The organism is Sporosarcina trichiuri, from assembly GCF_030406775.1.
GTDB lineage: Bacteria > Bacillota > Bacilli > Bacillales_A > Planococcaceae > Sporosarcina > Sporosarcina trichiuri.
Genome location: NZ_CP129119.1, coordinates 751,793 through 778,192, shown reverse-complemented (window position 1 = coordinate 778,192; position 26,400 = coordinate 751,793). Strand labels below are relative to the sequence as shown.

Sequence of the window (26,400 nt, the reverse complement as noted above, 5' to 3'; positions counted from 1 at the left end):
TTCCTCCTAATGTCCACGGATCGTGAACGTCCAATACTCATTGCTTTTATAGACCTCTGCAGTCCAGTGTTCCCGCTCCTCCGATGTCCATTCGTGCGGTATCGGCTGCACGGGCAGCGTCAGTGTCACTTTCCAGTCCGCATCCTCTGCGGATACCATGATCTCCACGCTGTTATCCGTAAACGGATCCGCATGCTCTTCCAGCTGGCGGAACAGGGCGTCCAGAAACTCCGTGACATCCCGGTCATCGGCCTGCCGCGGTGCGGCCGCCGGAGATGTCTGCGCAACCAGTTCGGCCGCGAACGCCTTGAAATGCCAGCCGAACGTAAGCAACCACGTCTCGAGCGCCGGCAGTCCGAGCCCGGCGACCCGCGATGCCTGCTGCATCCGTTCCGTCGACGCGAGCAGCTGGTCCCGCGCTTCCGGCACACGGCCGAGATCCATCTGCATCAGGATGAGCTGCAGCTCATTCAAAAAGTCGTGCCGCGCATACTGAAGCGCCTGCCGTACTGTCAGTTCCGATTCGTTCATTCCTGTCACCGCCTGCCGTTTCGTTCCTTACAGTATAGCACTATCCGGGCAGGCCGCGTCAATCGGTTTCGCCGGCTGCAGATGCACCCGGTTTTGCAATGAAATTTCTTAGCGCTGTCTACGCCCGCGGCAGTCTGCCGGTTCCGGGAGTCCGTGCTGCCGCGCAGGAAAGGGCTTGAGCAATTATGGGCTGATTCGGGAACGGCCGGCTGTGTTCTCGTATAGCGGTCTCTCTTAGGTCATGAGAAGGGTTTTTTGGCGTTCGGGCTGTTGGGGCAGGCTTTATTGCATGAAGTGACCGGTTTTTCGGGGCTTCGTGTAAATAGAGGCCGCCTAATTGCATGAAGGACTGGAATTTCTTCAGCTTCGTGCAATTAGAAGCGTTCTTATTGCATGAACGATCAGTTTTTCTCGGCTTCGTGCAAATAAAGCATTTCTTACTTCGACTCACCCGCATATCCCGCACGCGAACCGCAGCTAGAAGCGCCCTTGCCAAAACTTGACCGGACACCCGGCGCCCGATAATCCCAATCAACCAAAAAAGGACTGCACGCAATGCTGTGTGCAGTCCTTTCTGGATTCAATTCTTATGCTTCCTGCACTGCAGGATACACACTTACTTTTTTCTTGTCGCGGCCGAAACGCTCGAAGCGTACGACGCCGTCAACTTTTGCGAAAAGAGTATCATCGCCTCCGCGGCCTACGTTTTCACCTGGGTGAATTTTCGTTCCGCGCTGGCGGTAGAGGATCGATCCGCCAGAAACGAATTGTCCATCGGCACGCTTTGCGCCAAGACGTTTCGATTCGGAGTCACGGCCGTTCTTTGTAGAACCTACCCCTTTTTTCGATGCGAAAAACTGAAGATCCAAACGTAACATATGTTCCACCTCCTGCTTACTGATAGGATACTTGTATGAATTGCCCGTAATCTTGTTCAATCGTCTCCATGGAAACAATCATCGCCCGCATGATCACCTGCTGGTCATGGTCATCTCCCGTTTCCGGAAGAACGACTTTCAGATAGCCGCCTTGGTCACCCTGTTCGATGACCGGAGTGATACCTGTCAGTGCGATCAGTGCATTGACTGCGCCGAATGACACAGCGGATGCCGCTGCACACACTAAGTCTTTCCCATGTTCCGCATAATCAGCATGTCCGCTCATCTCAAATGAGGTGATGCGGCCGGACGGCTGTTTCTCGATTCTCAGCTGAATCATCGCGGCTTATAGGTTGATGCCTTCGATGACAACTTTCGTGTATGGCTGACGATGACCTTGTTTGCGGCTGTAGTTTTTCTTTGGCTTGTATTTGAAGACAGTGATTTTCTTGCCTTTGCCCTGTTTCACGATTTTCGCTGATACAGTTGCGCCTTCCACGAATGGAGCGCCGACTTTCACGTCATCTCCGCCTACAAAAAGAACTTTGTCAAATGTGATCGCCTCGTCAGCGTCTCCCACTAATTTCTCGATGAAGATTTCCTGACCCTGCTCCACTTTGATCTGCTTTCCGCCGGTTTCAATAATTGCGTACATACTTGCACCTCCTCGAATTGTCTTAGACTCGCCTTAACGGGTGATCCATGTGGATGCTTGTACCCGGTTCAGAGCGGTTGCAGCACGGGTGCGCTACAAACATAACAGTAGAATAATATCACAGCCCGGCATATCATGTCAACCGGTTTCTTTTCAGCTGATCATAGATCCTCCGGTATCGCCTGTAGCGGAACGCGCCGATGTTCTGCAGACCGAGGAAGACGGCGAGAGCAATGAGCAGCGCGGTTTCCGGCAGGCCGGTGAACAGCAGGGCGATGCCGACGGCAAGGAAGCCGATCGAGAACAGCAGGAACGCCGTATGGTCGAAATAGCGGCTCGTCTCACTCTCGAACAGCACGAGCAGCGCCTGTCCGCCGTCGAGCGGCAGGATCGGCATGAGGTTGACGAGCAGGATGACGAGCTGGACGCGGATCACGTCATCAGCCCCCGGGAACGGGATGGCACAGGCAGCGGCCAGGACAGCAGCTGTTGCGCCCGGACCGCCGAGCGCCAGAAGGAGACGCGACCGCTTCGGATACGTGTCCCTGTCCGGCACGACCAGTTCCCCGCCGTACGGATAGATCGTCACGGACCGGATACGCATACCCGAGAATAGCGCCGCCGCAATATGGCCCGCTTCATGGAGCAGCAGGGACAGGAACACGATCACATATGCAGCAAGACCGTCCATGACGGCGAGGAAGACGAATAGCGGAAGCAGGACCGGGTGCAGCCGGAATCTCACTCCGCCACTTCCTCGAAAAATGCAGGCAGGACGGTCGGGTCAAGCACGAGTCCATCCCGCTTCACTTTCAAATACATCGCGCCTTCTTCCATCATGCCGAGCGTGTCCCCCCTTTCGACCGCCGTGTATGGCAATTTCGCGAACGATCCGACGAAACCGTATGTCACTTCATCTCCATTGTCGTACTGCACAGTGAGCGTCTTGCCCGACTGTCTCGTGAAACCGGTGAAGACGACGAGCCCGCTTCCCCTCGCCGCGATCGGCAGCGGTTCCGCATACGACAGGATGACCCCCGATTTGTAGGGCTGCATCGATTCATAAGCCGCGAACGGATCGACGGGCACCGCTTCCCCGCTCACCTGGATCATGCCGTTCGATTCAGGTTCGAGTTTTGACGCCACCCATTTTTTCATCGCAACGAAATCCTGGCCCGTCGACAGATACTGGGTGACCGGGCGGGTGACGGTGCCGTTCTTCTCCAATTGGGACACCCCGAGCACACCTGCCGTGAACACCAGAGCCGCCAGCCATCTCTTCCTAGCTTTCAAGCGCACTCCTCCTTTTTGCCAGTATATGAGGAGGGCCGCCCGAATAGTCGGGAACCTGGCGGACGGATGCTGCCTGTCATCGTTTCCGGGGAAATAAAACGCCCCCATGCCGCGCAGGCACAGGGGGAAGTATACTTATTTTTTAAACAAAGATTTCAGTTTGCCGAAGAATCCGGGTTTTCCGGTGTCGATGGACATGAGCGGCACCGACTCACCGAGGATCCGGCGTGCGATATTCCGGTAGCCGAGCGCTGCCGGATTGTTCGGATCCATGACGACGGGTTCGCCTCTGTTCGACGATGAGATGACGTTTTCATCATCGAGCACGATGCCGAGCAGGTCGATCGACAGGTGTGTCGTGATATCGTTGACGTCCAGCATGTCGTCCTGGTTCATCAGCGACCGCCGGATCCGGTTGATGATCAGCTTCGGGGGCTCGATGTCTTCCTGTTCGAGGAGGCCGATGATCCGGTCCGCATCACGGACGGCCGAAATCTCGGGGGTCGTCACGACGATCGCCCGGTCCGCGCCGGCAACCGCGTTTTTGTATCCCTGCTCGATGCCGGCAGGGCAGTCGATCAGGATGTAATCATAATCGCGCTTCAGTTCGGTGATCAGATCTTTCATCTGCTCCGGTGTGACGGCGTTCTTGTCGGTCGTCTGGGCGGCAGGCAGCAGGAACAGCCGGTCGTCGAACCGCTTGTCCTTGACGAGCGCCTGCTGGATCCGGCAGCGTCCTTCGATCACGTCGACCAGATCATAGATGATCCGGTTCTCAAGACCGAGGATGACGTCCAGGTTCCGCAAGCCGATATCCGTATCGACCAGACAGACTTTCTTTCCCTGAAGGGCCAATGCAGTGCCCAGGTTCGCAGACGAAGTGGTTTTCCCGACTCCGCCTTTCCCAGATGTTATTACGATTGCTTCTCCCACATTAGCTCCCCCCTTTGAATGTAGACAGATTCGGACGCAGCAGTCTCAAGTCCTGCAGACGGTCGATGGCGATGAACCCATTCGAATGCAGGTAGGCGCATTCCATTTCAGGCGACTCGGACAGAATCGCCAGTTCATCGGTCATCGTCTCCATCTGGTCCGCGATGATAAGATGGGTCGCTTCCAGCCAGGAAGCGGCGATCACCGCTTCCCGGTTGCCGGTGCAGCCGGCGTGCGCCTTCCCTTTCAGGCGTCCTAATATATAAATGCTTCCTGCTGCCGAGACGAAACCGTTCGGATTGACATCGCCGATGACGACCAGGTCGCCTTCCGCCCGGACTTCCTGCCCGGAACGGACGATGCCGATGTACGTCTCCGACTGCTGTTCCCGCACACGCTGGTTGCACTCTTCCATCGTGATGACATCACTTTGAATCTTTGAAACCCGCAATTGTCCGGCAGACTGCACCGTCTGGATGATCTCCTTCATCGCTTTGTCGCTGCAGTACCGGTGGCCGGTATGGATCTTCACCTCGACGGCACCTTCCAGTCCCGGATCCTGCGTCTTGCGGCCGAGTTCCTCCAGAAGATCCGTATACGCGCATTGATCGTCCAGCCGCAGGACCAGTCCGTCCTTCGTCCCTTTTATCGTTACCAGTTGTTGTTTCGGCAATTGCCTCACCCGCCCCTATCGCGTAAATTACATACCGATCTGCTTCTCTATGACTCGTTTGTACAGCCAGGTATGGAACACCCAGCCGAACAACAGGATGAAGACCGAATTCGCAATGACGGTCGGCACGAGCCTCGTTGTCAGAAAGGCTTCGAAGCCGATCGACGTCAGCGCAATGAGACTTGCGAACAGATAGGACATCATCTCGAGCAGGATGATCATGCCGAGGGACAGGGCCATCACCGAAAAGATGGAGCGGTGGACCTGCCGGATGAGCACTGCCGCCAAGTAACAAATGAGCGGATAGAGAAATGCATATATCCCAATAATATCAATGTGGTACATGTCATACAAGAGGCCGAAGACCAAACCGTAAATTATCGACTTCCGCCGGCCATAGTAGCAGGCAAGGAAGACGAGGAAGACGGTCAGGAACCGGGGGACGAGCGTATAGCGCACATCCCCGAGCTCGATCGGCGAAAACAGGCTGAAGACCGGCTCCACGAAAAACAAAACGACCGCAAGCAGAGGGATGAGGAATCGGGTCATGATCCTTCCTCCCCCTCCGCTGCAGACGCTTTCGCCGAGTCGGTCCCCTGTGCTGTTTCAGACTGCCGTTTTGCGACCATCACATGATCGAGCATCGAAAATTCAGCAGCCGGACGGACATACGCCAGCTTCGTGAGCCCGTAATCGTCGGTCGACACTTCGGTCACTTCCCCGATCAGCAGTCCCTTAGGAAAGATTCCGCCGAGACCGGAGGACATCACTTTCTGTCCAACTTTGACCTCGAAATTCGAATCGATCCGTTTCATGATCAATTCGCCGCGTTCATGGTCGAACCCTTCCATCAGGCCGAAAATATCTTTCTTGCCGGGAATCATCGCGGAGACCCGGAAGTTCTGGTTCTCCGTCGACAGCAGTTCGACAGTCGAGGTGAATGCTGTGACGAGGACGACTTTTCCGACGAGGCCGCTCGATGTCATGACTGCCATGTTCAGCTGGACGCCGTGTTTCTCACCTTTGTCGATGATGATCTTCTCTTCCCATTGGTCGGGATTGCGTGAAATGACGGTCGCCTGGACCGGATCGTAGGCGCGCAGATCGTCCTGTTTGCCGACAATCTTGCGCAGCCGCTCATTCTCCTCTTTCACATCCGCAAGCTCGACTTCGTTGGATGCATACTCGGTCAGACGCGCTTTCAGCGTCCGGTTTTCTTCATATGTATTCAGAATTCCATCGATATCATCGAAAAAGCCGGTGATGGCATGCGCCGGTTTTGAAAACAGCGATTGTCCAAAACCGACCACGTCTTTCACCATTTTTTCGGGGAGGCTGGCACTCTGCCGGTCTTTCATGGAGAAGGCAATCAATGCCACCAGGACAATCACGCCCACGAGCAGTAAAATAAGTCGTTTGTTCGAAAAAAATCGCGGCATTGCCGAGTTCCTCCCTTACTTATTTCGCCTGCATCTTCTTGATGACGTCGAAATTCTCGAGTGCTTTGCCTGTCCCGATCGCGACACAATCAAGCGGATCCTCGGCGATGAACACCGGCATATTCGTTTCGTCGGAGATGACCTTGTCCAGGTTGCGCAGCAGTGCACCGCCGCCTGTCAGGACGATTCCGCGTTCCATGACATCCGCCGACAGCTCAGGAGGTGTCGTCTCAAGCGTCTTCTTCACCCCGTCCACGATCTGGAGCAGTGATTCGCGAAGCGCTTCGACGATTTCATCCTGTGAGATCTCAAGAGTCTTCGGCAGGCCTGTCAGAAGGTCACGTCCGCGGATCTCCATCTTCTCGGCCGTTTCGACAGCGCTCGCCGAACCGATCTCGATCTTGATGGCTTCCGCAGTGCGTTCCCCGATCGTCAAGTTGTACGTCTTGCGTATGTAGCTGATGATCGCTGCGTCCATCGTATCCCCGCCGACACGGATCGACTCGCTCGTGACGATGCCGCCGAGTGAAATGACCGCAACTTCAGTCGTACCGCCGCCGATATCGACGACCATGCTGCCTGTCGGTTCCCAGACAGGAAGGTTCGCACCGATCGCTGCCGCAAATGGCTCTTCGATCGTATACGCGTCTTTTGCGCCTGCCTGGCGGGCTGCATCGATGACCGCACGCTGCTCGACGGAAGTGATGCCGTACGGCACGCAGATCATCACGTTCGGCTTCTTCCAAGCGCCGCCTGATGCCTTTGTCGCTTCTTTCATGTAATGCTCGATCATCGCTGTCGTAATGTCGAAGTCCGCGATGACGCCGTCTTTCATCGGACGTGTCGCCACGATCGAACCCGGCGTCCGGCCGATCATATTTTTCGCAGCGCTTCCGACTGCGACAATTTCATTTGTCATCGTATTTTTCGCAACTACGGATGGTTCCCGCAGAACAATGCCTTTTCCTTTGATGAAAACCAACGTATTGGCGGTGCCGAGGTCAATCCCGACATCTCTCGCTCCTAGTCCAAACAAATTCGTTCTTCCTTTCTGCAGTACCGTTTTATGAGGCTTGATAAAAGCATACACCATAGTATAACGGAAAGGCGAACAAATTCACAGTGTCACATGTATCCTTTCTCTTTCAGGGAAATATAGCGGTGATCGCCGATGATGATATGGTCAAGAAGATCGATGCCCATCAGCTCACCCGCTTCCGTCAGCCGCTTCGTCACCTCGATATCCTCCGGTGACGGCGTCGCGTTACCGGAAGGATGGTTATGTGCGACGACGAGCGACGCAGCCGACCGTTTCACCGCCTCGCGGAAGATCTCCCGCGGATGGACGATGGACGAGTTCAGGCTGCCGATGAAGATCGTCTGCTTATGCAGCACTTCGTTCTTGACATTCAGGAACAGGACGACGAAATGCTCCTGGTTCAGTTTCGACATATCCGTCATCAGATACGCAGCGGCATCTTCAGGCGACTTGATCGCATAGCGGCTTTCGTGCGGCATGGAATAGATCCGCTTGCCGAGTTCCGCGGCAGCCATGATCTGCACGGCTTTTGCGTCCCCGATCCCTTTGACGGCAGTCAATTCCTCGATCGTCACATCCCGCAGATCCTGGATGCGGTCGAATTCCGACAGCAGCTTGTTCGCCAGCACGAGCACCGATTCGGTCCGTGAGCCTGTCCTGAGCAGGATCGCGACAAGTTCCTGGTTCGACAGGCTTGCCGCCCCCTGGCGCGTCATCCGCTCCCGCGGCCGGTCCGCGAAATGGATGTCGCGGATCATGAGGGAATCCTTATACTCCGCCGTCATGGGAGCGCCTCCTTCTGCACCCGGATGAGTCCCCTGCTGCGGAGTACACTCGCGAGTTCAGCGATCGGCAGGCCGACGACATTGTCGTAATCGCCGCGGATCGATTCGACGAACAGGCCGCCCGCCGTCTGGATGCCGTAGCCGCCCGCTTTGTCGAGCGGATCCCCGGATGCTGCGTAGGCTCCGATAAGGTCTTCATCGAGGTCACGGAATGTGACGGCCGTGACAGCTGAGAAACGTACGATCTCTTCGTCCCGCATGATCGTCACGCCGGTTATGACACTGTGAGTCCGTCCCGACAGCTCGTTCAGGAACCGCTCCGCCTCGGCAGCGGATCCCGGCTTCGGGTACACCTTCCCGTCCAGCGCGACCACCGTATCGGCACCGATGATAACGGTTCCCGGATGGTCTTTTACAAGCGCAGACGCTTTTAGGGACGACAGCCGCTCTGCATAAGTTTCCGGAGTTTCGGACGTTTCGATCGGCGGTTCCTCCGCTCCGCTCGGCATGACGGTGAACGGGATGCCGAGCCGTGCGAGCAGTTCCTTCCTCCGCGGCGAGGATGATGCGAGGATGATCGTTTCATTCGTTTCAAACAACATAGGGTAACGCCTCCTTTGCCTCATCATACGACACAGGGGAGAAGAAGAAAATTGTCTCGGAATCCGGATAATGGCGTTTTGGCATGGTTTTGAGCGTCAAAACTGAAGTTTGACACAATCGCCGCTCTCCGCAAAATGGGCGATCACATGCATGCGGATGATGTTAAGATCGCCGGTGAACGCCGTGATGGCGGCCAATTTCTCGGCAAGCGGATCCTTTTTCCCGCCTTCCGCCGACTGTTTCCGCACATTCACCAAATCTTGGATTTCGGAAACTTTTCCCGCTTTCAGGACCGCCTGGACAAGCTCACCTCCCCCGCCTGTGCAGGCGAGCGGCGTGACGGAGAGCGACTTGCGGAATGCCCCTTCACTGCCTGCCGGATCCGCGTCCTGTTCAGTCGGACCGAGCGCACTCCAGACGAAGTACTGGCTGTCCGAACGGACGACCGCTGCGGCCGGCACCTGGCTGTCGGCTATGAAGGCCGCTGCAGATCCCTTCGACGAGAACACCCCGTGCTGGCGTGCATACATCGCAACAGGTGCACCGAGTGCCGGCACTTCCCCCGCTTTGGCCTCCAATTTCGGATCGGCCGCCGCCGGACCGTTTGCCGGTACATTCGGTTCTGGTGTCGCGGCAGCATCCGGCGCATCCGTCTTCATGAGAATGAAGCCGACGACCGCAACGGCGATGATGCCGAGCAGCACCCCTTGTCCGAGCGCGAGCATGATCGTCAGTTTCGAATACTTTTTTTTGAAATTCATCGCAATCCCCCCTCGTTCCATCGTAGCAGGGCGGACGCAAAAAAGAACAAGACTCCTGTCGTCTTGTTCTGAAGAATTGTTCGACTCAAGCTAACAGCGAAAGATACCATCCGACAAGCGCATCCCCTGCAAAATAGCAGATGACGGCGGCGACAGCGATCGACGGACCGAACGGCACCGGCGTCTTCCGTCCCTGTCCCGTCCTCCTGAGATGGATGATACCGACAATCGAACCGATCAGCGCTGCGAGGAACAGTGTGAGCAGCGTGAGTTCCGTGCCGAGCACGAGACCGAGCACGAAGAACAGCTTGATGTCGCCGCCCCCCATGCCGCCTTTCGACACGACGGCGATCAGGAACAGCACGCCGAAGCCGATCAATGCACCGAGCAGGCTGTCCCACCAAGGGCTCAGCGGACTGACAAGACGGAGGACTGCAAGCACGATCCCCGCCGGCAGCAGCACTTTATTCGGAATAAGCATATATGCGATATCGGACACCGTGATGATGACGAGCATCGACAGGAAAACGAGTGCAACGGTGAGTTCCGCCGTGAAACCGAAATGCAGGAACGCCCACGCAAACAGCAGGCCGGTCACGAACTCCATGAACGGATAGATCGGATTGATCCTCGTGCCGCATCCCCGGCATCTGCCGCGCAGGAACACGAACGACAGTACAGGGACGAGATCCGGCAGTGTCAGCCGGCGGTCGCATACGGTGCAATGCGACGGCGGGGTGACAACCGACTCCTTTTTCGGGACGCGTAAGCCGACCACGTTATAGAACGAGCCGAACACCGTCCCGTAGATGAAGAACAAGACTGCCCAGACAATCGTCATTCGGCGTCCTCCTCATCCTGGCGGGCGGTCGGATCGTCCTTGCCGGCCGGGTCAGGTGCATCAAGTTTCGGCGTCTCGCTGAACAGTTCCGTGAGATCCGGGCGGTAGAACGCCTGGAACGACAGGGTCAATTCGAGCGGCACCGTCTCCTCTTCGACTTCCCGCTGCTCCTCAGGCGGCGTCAGCTCGATCGACTGGACAATGAAGATGCGCTCCATTTTTTCGATTTCGCGGATGAACCGGTCGACCTGACTGTAATCAGAAGCCGTCAGCTCGACGTCGACCGTCATCACCTGGATGGCCGTCTCGGGAGAAGGCTCCGGGGCGTCCACGGTCTCGGAAGACTCCGCTGCAGGGTCCGTCAGTTCCGTCCCTGCCTCCCCTTTTATGAACTGCACGTCCCGGATGTCCGCACGTGACTTCACTTCCGCCTTCTCCAGCTGGACGAGGAGCTGTTCCTCGAGCGGCAGCACAGGCACTTTCTGCTGGAGAGGCCGCGAATTGGACGAGACCTCTTCCGGCTGGGCCGCGACTTGACGCTGCAGTTCGAACAGGACCTCGCGCTGGTCGGCGAGTGAGCTGACCGCCTGTTCATTGGCCTCCCGTGCCGGCGCATATAGCTGATACCAGCTGTACGCTGCCAGCAGCAGGAAAAAGATGATCGACAGGATGAGGACGGCGAGGTCCTTCTGCCGTTTAGTCAGACTCCGCATCGGATCCCTCCTGTTCCGTATCGGCCGGCGGTTCAGCGTCCGGCACTGTTCCATCCGCTGCCGGGTCATCGGTTTCAGGCGGTGCATCGGTCGCAGGCGGCGTTTCTTCCGGCACGGCAGGCGCTGCTCCGTCGAGCGTCCCGCGCGGATCGTTGAAGAAAATCGTATAGGTGGCGATATACCGCGGCAGGAAGCGGCGGATGACGGCTGTGCCGCCGTCCGTTGTATCGGCCGTATCCTCGATTTCCTCGGTTTCGACCGATTCAAGGGACGCGGTCTGAATCGCTTCGGACGCCTGGATGCGCGTCAGGTAGTACGCCGCTTCGGTTTTATCGTCAAACTGCACTTCGACCGTCGCCTGGTGGGGCGCGGCGAACGCGAACGACCGGAAAAATCCGCGCCGCGGCAGCTGGGCGGTCAGGTCCTCAAGCAGCGGAGCGGTCTCATAGCGGTAATTTTCCGCCCACTCGACGCTTGCCGCCAGTTCATCATGCGCCTGAGCGCTGTCCGAACGGTTCAGACGGCCGGACAATTCCGCCTGGGTCGCCTGAAGGTGGATCAGCTGATCGTCAAGGCGTTCCGTGTCGGCGGTCAGACTCCGGGCAAGGAGAAAAAACACGAGCCAGACAAGAAGAGCCGCGCCGATGACGCCCAGCGCGGCAACCAGGAAACCGGAACGTTCCCTCTCCTTTTCCGGCAGTAAGTTAATGTCGACTAGCATGGGACACCTCTTTCAGTGCAAGTCCGATCGTCCGGTTGAACGATGACGGCACCGCCCCGCCGGATGCAAACAGCAGCGGTTCGGGCAGCAGCGGACTCGCCGCAACATGGAGCCGGCCGGACGCAAGCGCCAGCAGGTCATCGAGATCGGCATAGAGGCCGTTGACAAGCACATGGGTGATCGTCGCAGTGCCATTCCACATATTGTAGCGGTAGAAATTGACGAGTTTCTCGAGTTCCTGCACGATCGCCTGGGGCGACAGCAGCGAACTCGACGCCGGAAGGTCCGGCGATGCTACATTGATATCTGCGGCACTTTCAAGATCGACCGGCCGCATGAACAGCGGGTAATGTTCGTGGAAGATCGACACGACGAGCTTGCCGGCGGTCAGATCTGCGAGCATCACGTGCTCGTCCCCCGTGAACTGATGCTGCCGGTGGGCGAGCCGGTAGAGGGCGAGCGGTGCGATGTCCGCGACGAGCGGATCGAACTTCGCGGACGCGAATGCCTCCTCGTAGCCATGCAGCACGCTTTCCTTCGAGGCGATCAAGATCGCTTCGTTGGATGTGGTATTCGGCAAATACGGCACCACGTCAAAAACCGGATCATCGAACGGCAAATAGATCGATGACCCGATTTCTATGAAAAAGTGCCCCTTCAGTTCATCATCCAGCACGTCCTCCGGATACGGCACTTTCCGGATCATCACATATGTATCGGGCGCGAGGAACTGGACACCGCGTTTGGCAATGCCCCACTCCTTCGCCAGCCCGTCAAGCACGGACACCAGCCCTGCAGGATCCACGACCCGGCCGTCATGCACGATATTCGGCGCAAGCGGCACGTCGACCGCTTCTTCGACGACCAGGTCCTCCCCCGCCTTCAGCTTCACATAGCGGACCGCGTCTTCTTCAATTGTCATCGAGACCGGCCGCTTCGGGCGGGTGAATGGGATTTGCATGGGTTGGCTCCTTACTTGCTTGGTTTACTGGTTGTTCCGATTTTAATTACATCAGTTTTCTCACTCAAGTCTTTCTTGGTAGCATCAGTAGCTGAGACAGTCTTCTTACCCGCCTCACCTGAAAAAGTAATAGTTAATGAGTTATCGTCTTTCTTGTTTACAGTTGCAGAAGTTAGCGAACTTTCTTGTAAATACTCTGGCTCTAACTTATAGCCGCCTTCTGTACTAGCAGTCTTTAAAGATACAGTTGTCTTATCAGGATGTTCAGCGAAGAATAGATTAGCTGCTTCTATTGCATTTGTGGCATCAGCTAAAACTGCTTTTTCACGGGAGTTTTGTATGATATTCCCAATCGACGGCACAGCAATCGCTGCGATAATACCCAAAATGACAATGACTGCGAGCAATTCGACGAGGGTCAGGCCCTTTTCGTTCTTGATTTTCTTCTGAAGAAACTCCTTCATGTGTTCTCCTCCTTAGTGTACTTGCTTTTGTTCTTATTGTCAGTATATCAAAAGTTCCAGAGAAGTCTATCTATTACTCTATGGAATTTCTAAAAAACTTGCTGATCGGTGATTCCAATAGTCTATAAGTTATCGATTTGATTAAATAGATCGAACATCGGCAGCAGAATTGCAAGTACAATAGTCCCGACTAATCCAGCAAGCAGGACGATCATGATCGGTTCGATGAGCGCTTTCAGCCGTTCCGTCGAGGCATCCACTTCGCTTTCGTAGAAATCGGCGACTTTCGCGAGCATCGAATCGAGCGAACCAGTCTGTTCGCCGATCGCAATCATATGCGGGATGAGCGGCGGGAATGCCCAGTGGCCTTCCATCGGCTCGGTGAGCGAACCGCCGCGTTCGAGCGATTCGCGCGAGCGGACGAGCACTTTCTTCACGACTTCGTTGCTGACGACGCGTTCCGTCATCGCAAGCGACTGCAGGATCGGCACGGAACTTGAGAACAGCGAGCTGAGCGTGCGCGTCAGTGTGGCGAGCACAGATTTCTTGGCAATGTCGCCGAACACAGGAAGCCGCAGCAGCAACGTATCGGTCATCATCCGGCCTTTCGGATTGGAACGAAGCAGATAGAAGCCGACGCCGACTGCCGCAACCGCCATGACGATGACATACCAGTAGGACAGTGCGAAGTCACTCGATGTCATGACGAAGCGCGTCAGCAGCGGCAGTTCCCCGCCGACACTGGCGAACAGGTCGACGAACATCGGCACGACGAAAGTCAGGAGGAAGATGACAACCCCGACCGCGACGATGCCGACGACGACCGGGTAGGACAACGCTGACATGACTTTCTGGCGAGTCTTGTACGCTTTCTCGTAATGGACAGCGAGACGGTCGAGCGAGTCGTCGAGTGTACCCGACAGCTCCCCGGCTTTGATCATGTTGATGACGAGCGGCTCGAACGCTTTCGGATGCTTTGCGAAAGAATCGGACAGTGCGCCACCGGTCCGCAAGTCTTCATTCACTTCCGTCAGGATCTTCTTGAACTGCTTGCCTTCCACCTGGAGGGAGAGGATGCGGATCGCCTCGACGATCGTCACCCCTGCCCGCAGCAGTGTCGAGAACTGCCTTAGGAACATTATGAAATGCTGGCGCTTGACCGGCTTGCCGAGATGGATCTCCTTCGTCAGCGTCGTCTCCGCCTGTTCGGTCAGGTTCTTCACCCGGATGCCGTCCCGTTTCAGCTTGAGGGCGGCATCCCGTTTGTTATCCGCGATGATGGTGCCCGTGCGGACGGATCGGGCATCCCGCCCTTCGTACTTGAAACGCGCCATGATCAGGACTCCTCCTGCAAGTATGGCTCAGCTGTGTCGTACGAAATGAGTCCCTTATCGAGCAGTTCTTTCACCGATGTATTCATCATATGCATGCCCGCCGCCCGGTTTGTCTGGATGACGTTCGGGATTTGATGGACTTTTTCGGAGCGGATCAAGTTCGCGACCGCCGGATTGTTGATCATCAGCTCGGTGGCTGCCCTGCGCCCCTGCCGGTCGGATGTCGGCAGGAGCCGCTGCGACAGGACAGCCGTCAGGACACCCGCCAGCTGGACGCGGATCTGCGCCTGCTGGCCGTGCGGGAACACGTCGATGATCCGGTCGATCGTCGATGCGGCGCTCCATGTGTGGAGCGTCGCAAGCACCAGGTGCCCCGTTTCCGCCGCAGTGATTGCGGTCGAAATCGTCTCGAGATCGCGCATTTCCCCGACGAGGATCACATCCGGATCCTGCCGGAGGGCCGCCCGAAGCCCGTCCGCGAATGTTGCGGCATCGAAGCCGACTTCCCGCTGGTCGATGATGCTCGCTGCGTGGCTGTGCATGTATTCGATCGGATCTTCAAGTGTCAGAATATGCTTGCGGGATGTCTGGTTCAAGTAGTCGATCATTGACGCAAGGGTCGTCGATTTCCCGGAACCCGTCGGACCGGTCACGAGGATGAGCCCCTGTTTCGTCTCAGCGAGCGTTTTCAGGATGCCCGGCATGTGCAGCGACTCGATCGTCGGAATGTCCGTCGGGATCGTCCGGAACGCGAGTGAAGTCACGCCCCGCTGCTGGAACGCATTCACCCGGAAGCGCGCGACCCCGGGCACGTCATACGAGTAATCGACCTGTCCATGCTCACGGAATTCAGGGAACAGCTTATCCGGCACCGTCGCCTGCACAGCACCCTTCGTATACTGTTCATCGATCGGCTCGGTTCCATAGCGTTTCAGGTCGCCGTTGATCCGGAAGACGGGCGGCGATCCGATTGTCAGGTGGATATCTGATGCATGCAGTTCCACTGCTTTTGCCAGAACGTCATTGATCTGGTCTTTCATCATATGGATTCCCCCTTACTCCGGCAAGGCGACGCGGAGCACTTCTTCCGTCGTCGTCATGCCCTGTTTCACTTTTTCCAGTCCGTCGTCAACGAGGAATACGGTGCCGCTGTCGACGGCCGCATCCCGCATCTTTGCAGGTGTCGCATGGCTGTTGATCAAGTCCCGCATGGCGTCGTCGATGATCAATACCTCATGGATCGCGACCCGGCCGCGGTAGCCCGTCATGTTACAGGCCGCGCAGCCCGGTCCGCGGTTCACCTGGTCGATCGTCATGCCGCGTTTAGCGAAAATCTCTTTTTCACGCTCAGTCGCCGGCATCTTGCGCCCGCAGTCCCGGCACACTTTCCGGATAAGCCGCTGTGCAACGACCGCGTTCAGCGACGCTGTCACGAGGAACGGCTCGACACCCATATCGAGCAATCGCGTGATGGATGCAACGGAATCGTTCGTATGGATGGTGCTGAGGACAAGGTGCCCGGTGAGTGACGCGCGGATGGCGATTTCCACTGTATCGCGGTCCCGGATCTCACCGACCATGACGATATCGGGGTCCTGCCGGAGGATCGAACGGAGGCCGGTCGCAAACGTCAGGCCGACGTTCTGATTCACCTGGATTTGATTGACGCCGGACAGCTGGTACTCGACCGGGTCCTCGACGGTGATGATGTTCACTTCTTCGGCATTCAGTTTGTTGAGCGCCGCGTACAGCGTCGACGATTTCCCGGATCCCGTCGGCCCGGAGATGAGCACGATGCCATTCGGGCGCGTGATTTCATTCAGGAACCGGTCGAGATTGAGAGGGCTGAACCCGAGTTTCTTCAAGTCGCTGAGGGAGCTGCTCAAGTCCAGGATCCGCATGACGATCTTTTCACCTAATATGGTCGGCAGGGTGGACACTCGCAGATCGATCGGCCGGAAATCGATCGTCGTCTTGATGCGCCCGTCCTGCGGCAGCCGCTGTTCGGTGATGTCGAGGTTTGCGAGGATTTTGATGCGTGCCGTCAGCATTCCCTGCATATGCTTCGGCAGCACCCGCTCCGTCTTCAGCATCCCGTCGAGACGGAACCGGATGAGCAGTTCGTTCTCCTGGGGATCGAGGTGGATGTCACTCGCCTTCTGCGTGACCGCGGACACCATGAGCTGGTTGACGAGACGGACGACCGGCGAATCGAGGTCCGTCAGTTCCTGCTGCTGCTGGGTCGCCGTCTCTTCCGGCTGGTCGATGAAGATGTCCTCGAACGATTCATTATCATAATACTTGGAAATCGTCCGCAGAATATCGTCTTTCGAGGCGATCGCCGTCTCGATATGGAATCCTGTTGACAGGCGAAGATCCTCGACGGTCAGGTAGTCCATCGGGTCGCTCATCGCGACAAACAGCCGGTCGCCGTCCGTCTTCAGCGGCACGAGCAGGTTGCGCTTTGCGAACTCCTTCGGCACGATGTTGAACAATTTCGGATCAAACGGATAGCGGAACAGGTTGATGTGCGGAATCCCGAGCTGGAATTCAAGCACTTCGATCAGCTGCTGCTCTGTGATGAACCCGCGGGAAAGCAGCGCATCACCAAGACGCTGATCCCGCGGTTTCTCGGCAAGCGCCGTGTCAAGCTGTGTAGTGGTGATCAAACCCGACTCGACGAGCAGATCGCCGAGCCGTTTACGGGGTGCTGCCATGGGTAGTTTCCTCCAGACGTACGTTCACTTGTTAGGGTGTCACTTGATGAGGTTTCCGCCTTTGTCGTAAATATGGCCGTCGCCTTGCGGTTTCGCAGAAGGCTTGCCATTGATGCTTCCGACTTGGTCATCTGGATTGCCGGAAGACGGCTTCCTATTTCCTGGGCTGCCGGAGTTCCCATCGTTGTTACCATCGGTGCCCGGTTTGCCGGGCTCATTATTTTGCGTATTATCAGTGCCCGATCCGTCAGATGAATTCCCATCTGGCGACGAATCGTTGGGACTGGATGAGCCGCCGTCCGCCGAGGAGCCCGGCGTTCCTGTATCGGTTCCACCCGAATCAGGTGTCTCCGTCTCAGGACGCGCAAGCGCATGCTCCTCGACACGGGAGACCGGAGGGTAGAAGTCTTCGGACACCGGCTCCACGGTCAGGAGTCCGCCATCTTCCAGGATTTTGCGCTGGACGATCACTTCGGAGCCGTCACGGCCTTCCGTCAGCAGATCGACGCGGCCAGCCGCCAGGTCTTTATTATAATGAACGGTCGTCTTCGGCTCGTACTTGTTCGTTTCAGCGACATACGGTTCGTATGCATAACGGAGCGGGAGACCGGCATATTCGACATGCAGTGCACCGCCGCTCCAATTCGAGCGGATTGCGTAAGAAGTCTGGTTCGGATTGGTCAGCACGAAGTCGAGCCCGAGCTGACGGTCGATCGCCGCTTCGAATCCCGGCTTGACTCCGTCGAGAAGTTCCGTCCGGATCGTCCGTTCCTCCACCCAGAAATTTGTACGAAGGGCGGCTTCATACAAAGCCGAAGCGAGAATGGTCATCTTGTCATCGGAAAGCAGGCCCGTTTCCGTTTCCTCGATGAAAGCTAGCAGCGAGAATGGCTCTTTCGGCTCAAGCTGCACACCATCGAGCGCGTCGAGCACATCCAGCATCTGTTGGGAGAACCCGTCTGTCGGCACGTCTGCAGACGCAACCGTGACGGCAGGCTGTGTGGTTTCCAAATACTCCGTCAGCTGGACGGACTGCGGCATGATGCCGGATGATAATTTATCGCTGATCCCCTGTGCAATCGAAGCCACTTCCGAATCGCTGAACTGCAGCATCGGCAGTTCCTGGGCAAGCAGCGCACGGAGGCCGTCTTCACTGACTGAGGCCACGAGCGGGTTCTCCGCTTCCGTTTGTGCCCGGTCCACTGTTGCAGATGAATCATAGGTGACGAGTTCCGCAGGCAGCGGAATCTTTGCATCTTGGTAGACGAGGTCCGCCTGCAGGTTGTCCTGCATACCAAGCAGATCGGACGTCAGCTTGATCTCTGCGTCGCGGCTCGTCCGGTTCGACAGATCGAACGGCCCGGCATATGTATGAGCGCCGAACCGCTTGCCGAACAAAAATTGATCCGCCGCAAACGAACCGGTGGAAGCAATACCGAACAGCAACAGTGACACGCCAGCGATACTGATGAAATAATTGATGATCCTTCGATTGCCCACGAACCGAACCTCCATTCAACAAACTGAACTTAATGACTTTCCTGCCGTTTCGCCAGCAGCACCGCTGTCGCGAACGACAGACCGATAATAACGAGCAGCGCGTAACAGATGGACATCGTCTGCGCGACGAGCATCGCGAGGAATGCGGTGGATGTTGCTAGCAGGACGATCCAAAGGGTAATCAGCGGCAGTCGGTTGATCCGTATCAAATAATAGATAAGCCCTGCGGAGAGCAGTGCAGCTGCCAATAGTAACAGATATGGAATCATAGGTACCTCCGGGATTATTATTAATACTCAACATCAAGTGAAGGTGATGGCCACTTGATGCCGCTTTCTGCAGGAGGGGCAGCGGTCACAGGACACTTCGTTGAAAAATCGGCGTCTGACAGCATTGGATACGGCTGCTCGGAGTCCCGCCTTCATAGTAGGCAAACGCCCCTTTATAGTAAATATAGCTGGATGACGAGATTTCGGGCTTGTTATCGATTTGAAGCGAGCCGGCGACACACACCTTCGATTTGTCTTTGACCTCCAGTTTGTTTCCGCTGCTGTGGAGGGCTCCGCCGATATATAAGTAGGAATCCTCGATTTCTGTGTTTCCCCGAAGCGCAGCACTTCCTCGGACAATCATTTTCGAGTCTTCCAGTTCGAATTCCTTCCCAGCGATTAATTCGCCTGCCACCTCGACAGTGGAGTCTTCGATTTCAATGTCTTCATCAGCTTTCAGATAACCGCCTATCTTCACAGTGGAGTCTTCAATTTCAAGCTCTTTTTTAGCATATAAATTGGAGCCTATGTTTACGATAGAGTCTTCGGTTTCAATATCTTTATCGGACGTGACGGAACCTTTTACATAGAAGTGGGAATCTTCGATGTCGATGTCTTTTGTGACACTCACAGACCCTTCAGAAGTGACAATAGAGTCTTCGATTTCAAGTTCGTTGCCGCCAACCGTCATACTGCCTTTGAAATAGACCTTGGAATCTTCAATGTCCAGCTTCTGTCTATTCAGAGTTGAAAACTCATACGGAAAGTAAACGGTCGAATCGTCGATTTCACTGATCCTGCTGGGTGTCACAGTTGATTTGCATTTTTTGTTTTCAATTTTCGTCTTGTCTGCGCACGCTGCAATGGTACTGTCTCCTGGGTATACCCAGTCCCCTCCGCCGCTGCCTGTGACACTTGAATCTGCTGGATCAAATGAAGGAACACGGAACTGCTGCTCGAACGTCAGGTATCTTATCGTGCCGTCCGATGTCTTCTCTCCTATCACACCGCCAGCCACCTTGATGGTAACGCCATCCGTCTGCAGCGAAATCTCTGGCAGCTTATCGGGGTTCACTTTGAAACTGTACTGGTTGTCAATAGATACCGACGCATTGTTGATCCGTTTTTCGTTAACACCCTTCAGTGCTAGTTCCAGGAGTCGTGCGCCTTCTTGCCGGGCAGCTGTATAATCAGCTTCGTTTGGCTGTCGCTTTCTACCATTCGGAGTTGTAAGTCTGTTCTCGAGGAATGTCTTTACTTGCGTTTCAATTACATCCTTCTTGTCGTAGTACTGGTTGGCGAAAAGGTTTTAACATAATCGACACCAGTTTCAGCAGCGACATAAGTCAGCTGGTTTCTGTAAGTGATTTGTTCCTGCTTAGCATTACTGATACTGGCTCGCATGAAAACAGCACCAAGGATTGAAATCAGGACAACGAGAAACAGGACAAGCAGCAGCGCGTATCCTTCTTCGTTTTTCGTCCGTTTCACCTGTCACCCTCCTTCACTCTGTTTTATATCGAGTTATAGACGTTGTTACATCCACTGCCAGATTTCTATTTTCCGGATCCTGAACAGTCAGGGTGAAATTATCGACGTTATTCTTTTTTGGTACATACTCAGATTTCACTGCTGAGCTGCTGTACCGGTAACTATTGCCGAGCACCAATTTAAAGGAATCCTGTCCTTCACAATTGGAGATGGATACTTCAGAGGACTCTACTGTCAGTCTGTAACAGGTTCTCGTCCGGTGTTCTTGCTGCAGCCGGGTGATAATCAGGTTGGCGTCCTGCTGCAGCTGAAGTTTAGTAGTTTCTACTGCGCTATGCCGTACACTTATATTAATGGCTGTCCAGATAATCCCAGTCACCAGCGATATCAGAACAAGGACAGCTAGCAATTCAACGAGGGTTACGCCGGATTCATCCTTATGAGTTTTCAGCATGCTCACCTCTACTTGACTTGTATATAGCCGAATGAACGGCTGCTCAATTTTCCTTTATCGTTCACTTCTATTGTGATTTTGTGCAATCTGGTCATGCCGGGTTTCAGCTCCTGGCCGAGGGGCGGTCCTTCATCCGGCAGCTTTTTTATTAATATCGTTGCATTCGGATTTTTCGGCTCAGTCTCTTTCCACCAGTCTCACTGAGCTGTAAATCTCGAAGGAGCAAGTGTTTTCTCTTTCCACTTTTCTTCCCGGTACTCTTCCAAAATGACCCGCGCCTCATTCATCGTCTCGAGCTTCGCTTCCGTGCGGCTGTTGAACAATGTCATTTGCGGGAAGATGGTCATGAAAGCAACAAACACGATGCCCAGGATGACGAGCGATGCAAGATTTCCACTAAGGTAAGTCCTGCTTCATGGTTTTTCTGGCTTTTCGCTGTCATGACATCACCCCGTTTCGGTCCTTTTTCCTATCTACAGCATACCGGACTGGGGATGCAAGTTCAATATAGGGATACTACAAATCTACAACAAAAACAGAGACTGCCGAAGCAATCTCTATTTCTGTCATTCGTTAAATACCGATCGGTTTTGAACGGTCAGCTTCATAGATTCCGACACGGTTGCGACCTGCCTGCTTGCCGCCGATGTACAGCGCCCGGTCGGCATTCCGCAGCAGGCTCGATTCGGAATCCGTATCTTCCGGAATAGAGGAGACGCCGAGACTCACGGTCAGGCGGATTCCAATCCGTTTCCGCTCCTTCGACAGGTCCGGCTGGATGGTGAACAGCGTCTCCTCCACTTCCCTGCGGATCCGTTCCGCGAGATCAGCAGCCCCGTCTTTCGTCATGTCGGGGAGCAGGAGCACAAACTCTTCTCCGCCATACCGGGCGAGCGTCCGGTCATTTGTTTCGTATTTTCGGAGAATGTCCGCAAACGTGACCAATATGTCGTTGCCGCTCTGGTGGCCGTACGTATCGTTGATGGATTTGAAATGGTCGATATCCATGATGATGGCCGACAAATCACTGAGCTCCCCGGACCGGATCCTATCCATCTCGCGGGTCATCTGCTTTGTCAGATACCTGAAGTTGTTCAGCTTGGTAAGACCGCAGCGTTCGCTGACGGCGAGCGTCTTTTCATAATGATACGCTTTGACAATCGACGTTTCGAAATAGCCTGTGAGCAGCTCGGCCATCCGCTTGTCGAGATCCTCAAAAAAGTTCTTCCGGAATGACGTCAATATCAGGAAGCCTTCTGTCGTTCCGTTGCGGATGACTGGAGCAATCAGAAGGCTCTGCACGGAATTACTGAACGAGAACTGGGTCAGTTTCCTGATTTCCTTGGCAGTCGGATGGATTACCGCTTTTTCTGCATTCATCAGATGATACGAATCCGGGTCGCAAGTGAAGAAATGGGAATTCTCTGCAATCTCTCCCGCTTCCGAGCAAGTGAGCAGCTTTAGTTCTTTCTGTTTCGTGACATCCAGCAGATACAGCTGGTCATAATTCACGACGTGTTTGATCTTCTCGATGAACTTTTCAATCACTTCATCCGTCAGCAGGCTGTCCGTCAGTTCATGGCCCATTTCAACGGCCGACGACAGTTTCTCCTGAAACTCCCCTGAAAAAGCGAACCGTTTGATGATCAGCAGAATGATCAGGAATGGAGCTCCCAACAGCAGGAGAGAATAGTTTCCAAGCTGATCTGCAAGCAGGCTGTAGGCGACAGCTAACGGGATGAATACCAAAGACGTGGCTAAATCCCATATAGTGAGTTTCCATTCGTTCTCCGTCGATTCACCTTCCAATTTCGTCATGCAGAAGATGATCAGTGAATTGATGAGTGAATAGGAGATTGCATAGATGATTGCGGCAAAGGTGAATGACCATAGAGTCGGCTCCGCGGTACTGCCGCCTGCGAGATAGAACATCCCTGCACTGAAGATCGACACCAGCGTGAACATGAGAGAGTTGGTCGAAAACCGGTATAGCGGCGGCAGACTTGACTTACTCAGAAATTGCAGTGTCAGTAACGCAATCTGCATGAATATCATCTCTGCAAAAAGGCCGTACTGGAAAAACACGACAAATATAATCCACCGTTCAACTGGAACGCTGTTCGAAAACACTTTGAAGGACATACTCAGCGCAACAAGCATCATGACGAAATTGGCAGACAGGAAACCGTAATTCACCGTTTCGAAAGGAAACCGGTCATACACCAGCCAAACGGCGACAGGAACAACGAGCAGCCACAGAGCAAATGCTGTAAACTGCCTCTTCGGATAATCTAGCACTTTACACACTCCATTCTGCAGTTCCTCACTTCACGTATACCCCCACCCGATTGCGTCCCGACTGCTTCGCTCCGATGTAGAGGGCGCGGTCTGCGTTTCGCAGGAGCACCATGGCTTCGTCGGTGTCCTCAGGCGAGGCTGCCACTCCTAAGCTGGATGTGAGGGTGATCGTTTCCTCCAGCAGCCCCTTATCCAGATGGCTCTGTATAGTCATTTGCGTTTTCTCGATTAACTGCCGAAGCATTTCAGCAAACGCTGCAGCTTTTTCTTTCGAGTATCCCGGGAGGATATAAACGAATTCCTCACCGCCATACCGTGCTGCCGTGCCGCCTGACGGACATTGTTCTTTCAGGAGTCTGCTGAGCTGCTGCAGGACACGATTGCCATTTTCATGGCCATATGTGTCATTGACCGCTTTGAAGTGGTCGATATCCAGCATGACGAGAGCGACCTGATCAATACTGCCCCGCTTTAGGGCGGCTATCTCACTCTCCAGTTGGCGTTCCAGATACCGGTAGTTATAGAGACCGGTGAGGGCACACATATCGCTCTCCTGTTCCGCTTCCTCGATATACTTCGCCTTCTCGGCAGCTACGACAAAATAGGAGCTCAATAAGTCCAGTACATTCAGATGAAATTCTTTGAAGCTGTTGCGTTTACTGCTGCCGAGCACGACTCCGCCGACCACCTTCTGATGCCGGATCAATGGGATGCACATGAGGCTTTCCAAGTTTTCCGGCACGACCGTGACAGTCTGGCGGATCCACTGTTCACGGCGCGTAAACAATTCACTCGTTTCACCTGACAGCAGCCTCCCGGCTATCCCCTGCCCAGCCGCTAAACGGACAGTCGGCGGTGTCTGTTTTTTTCCATCCGCATAGAAATACCTCGGTTCCAGCCATCCTTCGTAAGCGTCGTATAAGTAAATATAATCTGCGGAAAACAGACTGGATGCTTTCGTCAGATACTCTTCGTTAATCTCATTGCCTCTGGTCATGGCAGCGAGCTGCTGCCCGATTTTACCGGCCGCCTGGATAAAGCCTGTCAAGTCCTCCCGCTGTCCGTTGACACGCAGTAAGTAAGTCATCAGGAAAAACGGTATACCGATCAGCACATACCCGATGGCACCATAGAACACCAGCATGTAGTAAAGTGAAACAGCGAGCGGCACAACAAGAAGCAGTCTGAAATAATGGAACAGCGTCTCTCTCATCGTGTTGCGTCGCATCCGTCTCGTCAGCGTCCCGTACAGCTTGAAAATCGCATCATACAGCACGGAATAGACAACCTGATACGCAATCACGCCTGTGACAAGCGAACCGAACGCCAGGCTGCCGACTTCCGCACCAGCGAGCGCAAAGGCGGCAGCGGACAGGAATGACAGCAGGAAGTACGCAAGCGAGTTGTACAGCAGCCGGTATAGCACATCGCCTGTATGAGCTTTTGAGAGGACTGCAGTGATGACGATCAGCTGCGTGACGAGTACTTCTGCAGTCAGGCCATACAAGAGGAAGACAGGAAGCGTGAACCAGACGAACAGGACGATCGATTTCCCGTTATAGATGATGGGAAAATATATACTAAAAAATCCGAAAATAGCAGACAGACCGAGCCACAGCCAGTTCACATCAGGCAGTGGGTGTGCTGTCAAAAGGTATACAGTGCCGGCCGGGACAATCAGTGTCCAGAGCAGCAGCAAAATCAGAAACGGCCGGCCTGTCAGCTTCATTCATTTCACTCCTTCGTCGGTCAGAAATGCCCATTGAGTACTGTCTATAGTTCCATACTCAGTATATGAGACTTTAGACTGTTTAGCAAGTACAAAGACCCTGAGACTATTTTCTTTCGGCCTGGGTTCTCTCTTAGTAGTATAGAAGCATCCAAATGATCTGTCACCTGTTTATTTCCAAACTGGCACATTTCATACAATGTGCCGGCAGGAGCTGCACCGGGTTCATCAAAATCGACGAATGTGAACGACGCGGCGACCGGAATGAGCTCCGCAAGAACGGCTTCTATATCCTTGTTCGCCATCATGCCAATGACAAAATCGACGGTTTCGCCGGGAAACTGCTGCTCGATCGTCTCCCGAAGGCGTTTTGCGGCCGCCGGGTTGTGGGCGCCGTCAAAAAAGACGCCAGGCGCCGCTTCCTCGAACCGGAATGACAGCTGCGCTTCTCCGATGCCTGTCCGGACCGCTTCTTCCTCTATATCAGGATATGCAAGATGCACCGCCTCGATTGCCATTGCTGCGTTAACCGCCTGATGAGGGCCTTTCAGCTTCCTGTTTAGCCGGTCAATCGTGCGGATCCCGCAGAACCGGTCACCTTCCATGCTGAAGTCGTTGCCGTACCGATAGAGCGGACTATCCCCTTCTGCTGCAATCTTTTCCGCTTCCGCCATGGCTTCTCGCGGCAGGTCCCCGACGACTGCCGGGATGCCGGATCTGAAGATGCCCGCTTTGTGCCAGGCAATCGACTCAAGTGTGTCTCCGAGGAACTCGGTATGCTCTTTCGCAATCGATGTGATGACCGTGACGGCGGGATTCAGCACATTCGTACTGTCATACCTGCCGCCGAGTCCGCATTCGACGAGGAGGATGTCGGGTTTCGCCTCTGCAAATGTGACGAATGCTGCCGCCGTCAGCAGTTCGAAGTCGGTCAGGCAGCCGTCGAGTCCTGCTTCGCTGATCAAGCGGAAACTGTCCTTCAGCTGTGCAGGGGTTGCATTCCGGCCGTTCACGCGGATTTGGTCGTGGATGTCGATCATCGCCGGTGAGGTGAAGACGCCGGTCGTCACGCCCGCCGTCTGCAGAATGGACTCCATGAACGCGACCGTCGATCCTTTGCCGTTCGTGCCGGCGACATGGATTGCCCGCAGCTGGTCCTGCGGATTGCCGAGCGCCTGCATGGCATGACGGATCGCTTCGAGACCCGGTTTGATCGTGCTGCTGCTCGTCAGGCCAGCATGTTCTATGTACACATCCAATTTCGGTATCATGCTTTTTCCCCGCCTTATGCTAGAATTGAATGAATTCGATAAGTTCT

The 26,400-nt window shown here is 55.0% G+C and carries 30 protein-coding genes and 1 other annotated feature; all 30 genes read right to left on the bottom strand.

Going from position 1 to position 26,400, the window contains the following annotated elements; all coding sequences use genetic code 11:
• Positions 1–6: 6 nt before the first annotated feature.
• On the bottom strand, positions 7–531 hold the full coding sequence (locus QWT68_RS04185) for a Spo0B domain-containing protein (protein WP_290149770.1): 525 nt from the start codon (positions 529–531) through the stop codon (positions 7–9).
• A 587-nt stretch (positions 532–1,118) separates the two neighbouring features.
• Entirely contained in the window at positions 1,119–1,409 is a 291-nt protein-coding gene (rpmA, locus tag QWT68_RS04180; RefSeq protein WP_025783524.1) for a 50S ribosomal protein L27, read from the bottom strand.
• Between the two features lie 16 nt (positions 1,410–1,425).
• A complete protein-coding gene (locus QWT68_RS04175) occupies positions 1,426–1,749 on the bottom strand; it encodes a ribosomal-processing cysteine protease Prp (RefSeq protein ID WP_290149767.1) in 324 nt (107 codons plus the stop codon).
• A gap of 6 nt (positions 1,750–1,755) precedes the next feature.
• Positions 1,756–2,064 (bottom strand): 50S ribosomal protein L21, encoded by a 309-nt coding sequence (rplU, locus tag QWT68_RS04170; RefSeq protein WP_040286369.1) that lies wholly within the window; start codon positions 2,062–2,064, stop codon positions 1,756–1,758.
• A gap of 14 nt (positions 2,065–2,078) precedes the next feature.
• Positions 2,079–2,153 (bottom strand) — a sequence feature (ribosomal protein L21 leader region).
• A gap of 44 nt (positions 2,154–2,197) precedes the next feature.
• Positions 2,198–2,809: a zinc metalloprotease gene (locus QWT68_RS04165; protein WP_290149766.1), complete on the bottom strand. Its 612-nt coding sequence runs from the start codon at positions 2,807–2,809 to the stop codon at positions 2,198–2,200.
• Positions 2,806–3,357 (bottom strand): hypothetical protein, encoded by a 552-nt coding sequence (locus QWT68_RS04160; RefSeq protein WP_290149764.1) that lies wholly within the window; start codon positions 3,355–3,357, stop codon positions 2,806–2,808. The genes QWT68_RS04165 and QWT68_RS04160 overlap by 4 nt, the downstream gene beginning before the upstream one ends.
• 135 nt (positions 3,358–3,492) lie before the next feature.
• Positions 3,493–4,290, bottom strand: coding sequence for a septum site-determining protein MinD (minD, locus tag QWT68_RS04155; RefSeq protein ID WP_040286366.1), 798 nt, complete (start codon positions 4,288–4,290; stop codon positions 3,493–3,495).
• A 1-nt stretch (position 4,291) separates the two neighbouring features.
• Entirely contained in the window at positions 4,292–4,963 is a 672-nt protein-coding gene (locus tag QWT68_RS04150) for a septum site-determining protein MinC (protein ID WP_040286365.1), read from the bottom strand.
• Positions 4,964–4,990: 27 nt separating this feature from the next.
• Positions 4,991–5,512: a rod shape-determining protein MreD gene (gene mreD, locus QWT68_RS04145; protein WP_040286364.1), complete on the bottom strand. Its 522-nt coding sequence runs from the start codon at positions 5,510–5,512 to the stop codon at positions 4,991–4,993.
• A complete protein-coding gene (gene mreC, locus QWT68_RS04140) occupies positions 5,509–6,402 on the bottom strand; it encodes a rod shape-determining protein MreC (protein ID WP_040286363.1) in 894 nt (297 codons plus the stop codon). Before mreC ends, mreD begins: the two co-directional genes overlap by 4 nt.
• A 19-nt stretch (positions 6,403–6,421) precedes the next feature.
• Positions 6,422–7,438, bottom strand: coding sequence for a rod shape-determining protein (locus QWT68_RS04135; RefSeq protein ID WP_040286362.1), 1,017 nt, complete (start codon positions 7,436–7,438; stop codon positions 6,422–6,424).
• An 89-nt stretch (positions 7,439–7,527) separates the two neighbouring features.
• On the bottom strand, positions 7,528–8,226 hold the full coding sequence (gene radC / locus QWT68_RS04130) for a RadC family protein (protein WP_290149758.1): 699 nt from the start codon (positions 8,224–8,226) through the stop codon (positions 7,528–7,530).
• Positions 8,223–8,828: a Maf family protein gene (locus tag QWT68_RS04125; RefSeq protein WP_290149756.1), complete on the bottom strand. Its 606-nt coding sequence runs from the start codon at positions 8,826–8,828 to the stop codon at positions 8,223–8,225. Before QWT68_RS04125 ends, radC begins: the two co-directional genes overlap by 4 nt.
• A gap of 96 nt (positions 8,829–8,924) precedes the next feature.
• Positions 8,925–9,590: a hypothetical protein gene (locus QWT68_RS04120; RefSeq protein WP_290149754.1), complete on the bottom strand. Its 666-nt coding sequence runs from the start codon at positions 9,588–9,590 to the stop codon at positions 8,925–8,927.
• An 85-nt stretch (positions 9,591–9,675) separates the two neighbouring features.
• Positions 9,676–10,431: a prepilin peptidase gene (locus QWT68_RS04115; RefSeq protein WP_290149753.1), complete on the bottom strand. Its 756-nt coding sequence runs from the start codon at positions 10,429–10,431 to the stop codon at positions 9,676–9,678.
• On the bottom strand, positions 10,428–11,144 hold the full coding sequence (locus QWT68_RS04110; protein ID WP_290149751.1) for a hypothetical protein: 717 nt from the start codon (positions 11,142–11,144) through the stop codon (positions 10,428–10,430). The genes QWT68_RS04115 and QWT68_RS04110 overlap by 4 nt, the downstream gene beginning before the upstream one ends.
• Complete coding sequence (locus QWT68_RS04105) at positions 11,128–11,865, bottom strand: fimbrial assembly protein (RefSeq protein WP_290149749.1); 738 nt, start codon at positions 11,863–11,865, stop codon at positions 11,128–11,130. The genes QWT68_RS04110 and QWT68_RS04105 overlap by 17 nt, the downstream gene beginning before the upstream one ends.
• Complete coding sequence (gene pilM, locus QWT68_RS04100) at positions 11,849–12,826, bottom strand: type IV pilus biogenesis protein PilM (RefSeq protein WP_290149748.1); 978 nt, start codon at positions 12,824–12,826, stop codon at positions 11,849–11,851. Before pilM ends, QWT68_RS04105 begins: the two co-directional genes overlap by 17 nt.
• Before the next feature lie 11 nt (positions 12,827–12,837).
• A complete protein-coding gene (locus tag QWT68_RS04095; RefSeq protein WP_040286357.1) occupies positions 12,838–13,290 on the bottom strand; it encodes a type II secretion system protein in 453 nt (150 codons plus the stop codon).
• 122 nt (positions 13,291–13,412) lie between these two features.
• Positions 13,413–14,624 carry a type II secretion system F family protein gene (locus tag QWT68_RS04090; protein ID WP_290149744.1) on the bottom strand — a complete coding sequence of 404 codons (1,212 nt, stop codon included), beginning with the start codon at positions 14,622–14,624 and terminating at the stop codon, positions 13,413–13,415.
• 2 nt (positions 14,625–14,626) lie between these two features.
• On the bottom strand, positions 14,627–15,664 hold the full coding sequence (locus QWT68_RS04085) for a type IV pilus twitching motility protein PilT (RefSeq protein WP_290150450.1): 1,038 nt from the start codon (positions 15,662–15,664) through the stop codon (positions 14,627–14,629).
• 15 nt (positions 15,665–15,679) lie between these two features.
• Positions 15,680–17,341 (bottom strand): GspE/PulE family protein, encoded by a 1,662-nt coding sequence (locus tag QWT68_RS04080; RefSeq protein WP_290149742.1) that lies wholly within the window; start codon positions 17,339–17,341, stop codon positions 15,680–15,682.
• A gap of 39 nt (positions 17,342–17,380) precedes the next feature.
• Positions 17,381–18,841: a G5 domain-containing protein gene (locus tag QWT68_RS04075; protein WP_290149740.1), complete on the bottom strand. Its 1,461-nt coding sequence runs from the start codon at positions 18,839–18,841 to the stop codon at positions 17,381–17,383.
• A 29-nt stretch (positions 18,842–18,870) separates the two neighbouring features.
• Positions 18,871–19,110, bottom strand: coding sequence for a hypothetical protein (locus QWT68_RS04070; protein ID WP_290149737.1), 240 nt, complete (start codon positions 19,108–19,110; stop codon positions 18,871–18,873).
• 85 nt (positions 19,111–19,195) lie between these two features.
• On the bottom strand, positions 19,196–20,116 hold the full coding sequence (locus QWT68_RS04065; protein ID WP_290149734.1) for a hypothetical protein: 921 nt from the start codon (positions 20,114–20,116) through the stop codon (positions 19,196–19,198).
• 263 nt (positions 20,117–20,379) lie between these two features.
• Entirely contained in the window at positions 20,380–20,601 is a 222-nt protein-coding gene (locus QWT68_RS04060; RefSeq protein WP_290149732.1) for a hypothetical protein, read from the bottom strand.
• Positions 20,602–20,614: 13 nt separating this feature from the next.
• Positions 20,615–21,055 (bottom strand): prepilin-type N-terminal cleavage/methylation domain-containing protein, encoded by a 441-nt coding sequence (locus QWT68_RS15595; protein WP_040286350.1) that lies wholly within the window; start codon positions 21,053–21,055, stop codon positions 20,615–20,617.
• Positions 21,056–21,628: 573 nt separating this feature from the next.
• The gene (locus QWT68_RS04055; protein ID WP_290149730.1) at positions 21,629–23,353 is read right to left on the bottom strand and encodes a sensor domain-containing diguanylate cyclase; all 1,725 of its coding nucleotides are present in this window, start codon (positions 23,351–23,353) and stop codon (positions 21,629–21,631) included.
• 25 nt (positions 23,354–23,378) lie between these two features.
• Positions 23,379–25,082, bottom strand: a complete 1,704-nt coding sequence (locus QWT68_RS04050) for a sensor domain-containing diguanylate cyclase (protein WP_290149728.1) — start codon at positions 25,080–25,082, stop codon at positions 23,379–23,381.
• 44 nt (positions 25,083–25,126) lie between these two features.
• Positions 25,127–26,353, bottom strand: coding sequence for a bifunctional folylpolyglutamate synthase/dihydrofolate synthase (locus tag QWT68_RS04045; protein ID WP_290149725.1), 1,227 nt, complete (start codon positions 26,351–26,353; stop codon positions 25,127–25,129).
• Positions 26,354–26,400: the final 47 nt, after the last annotated feature.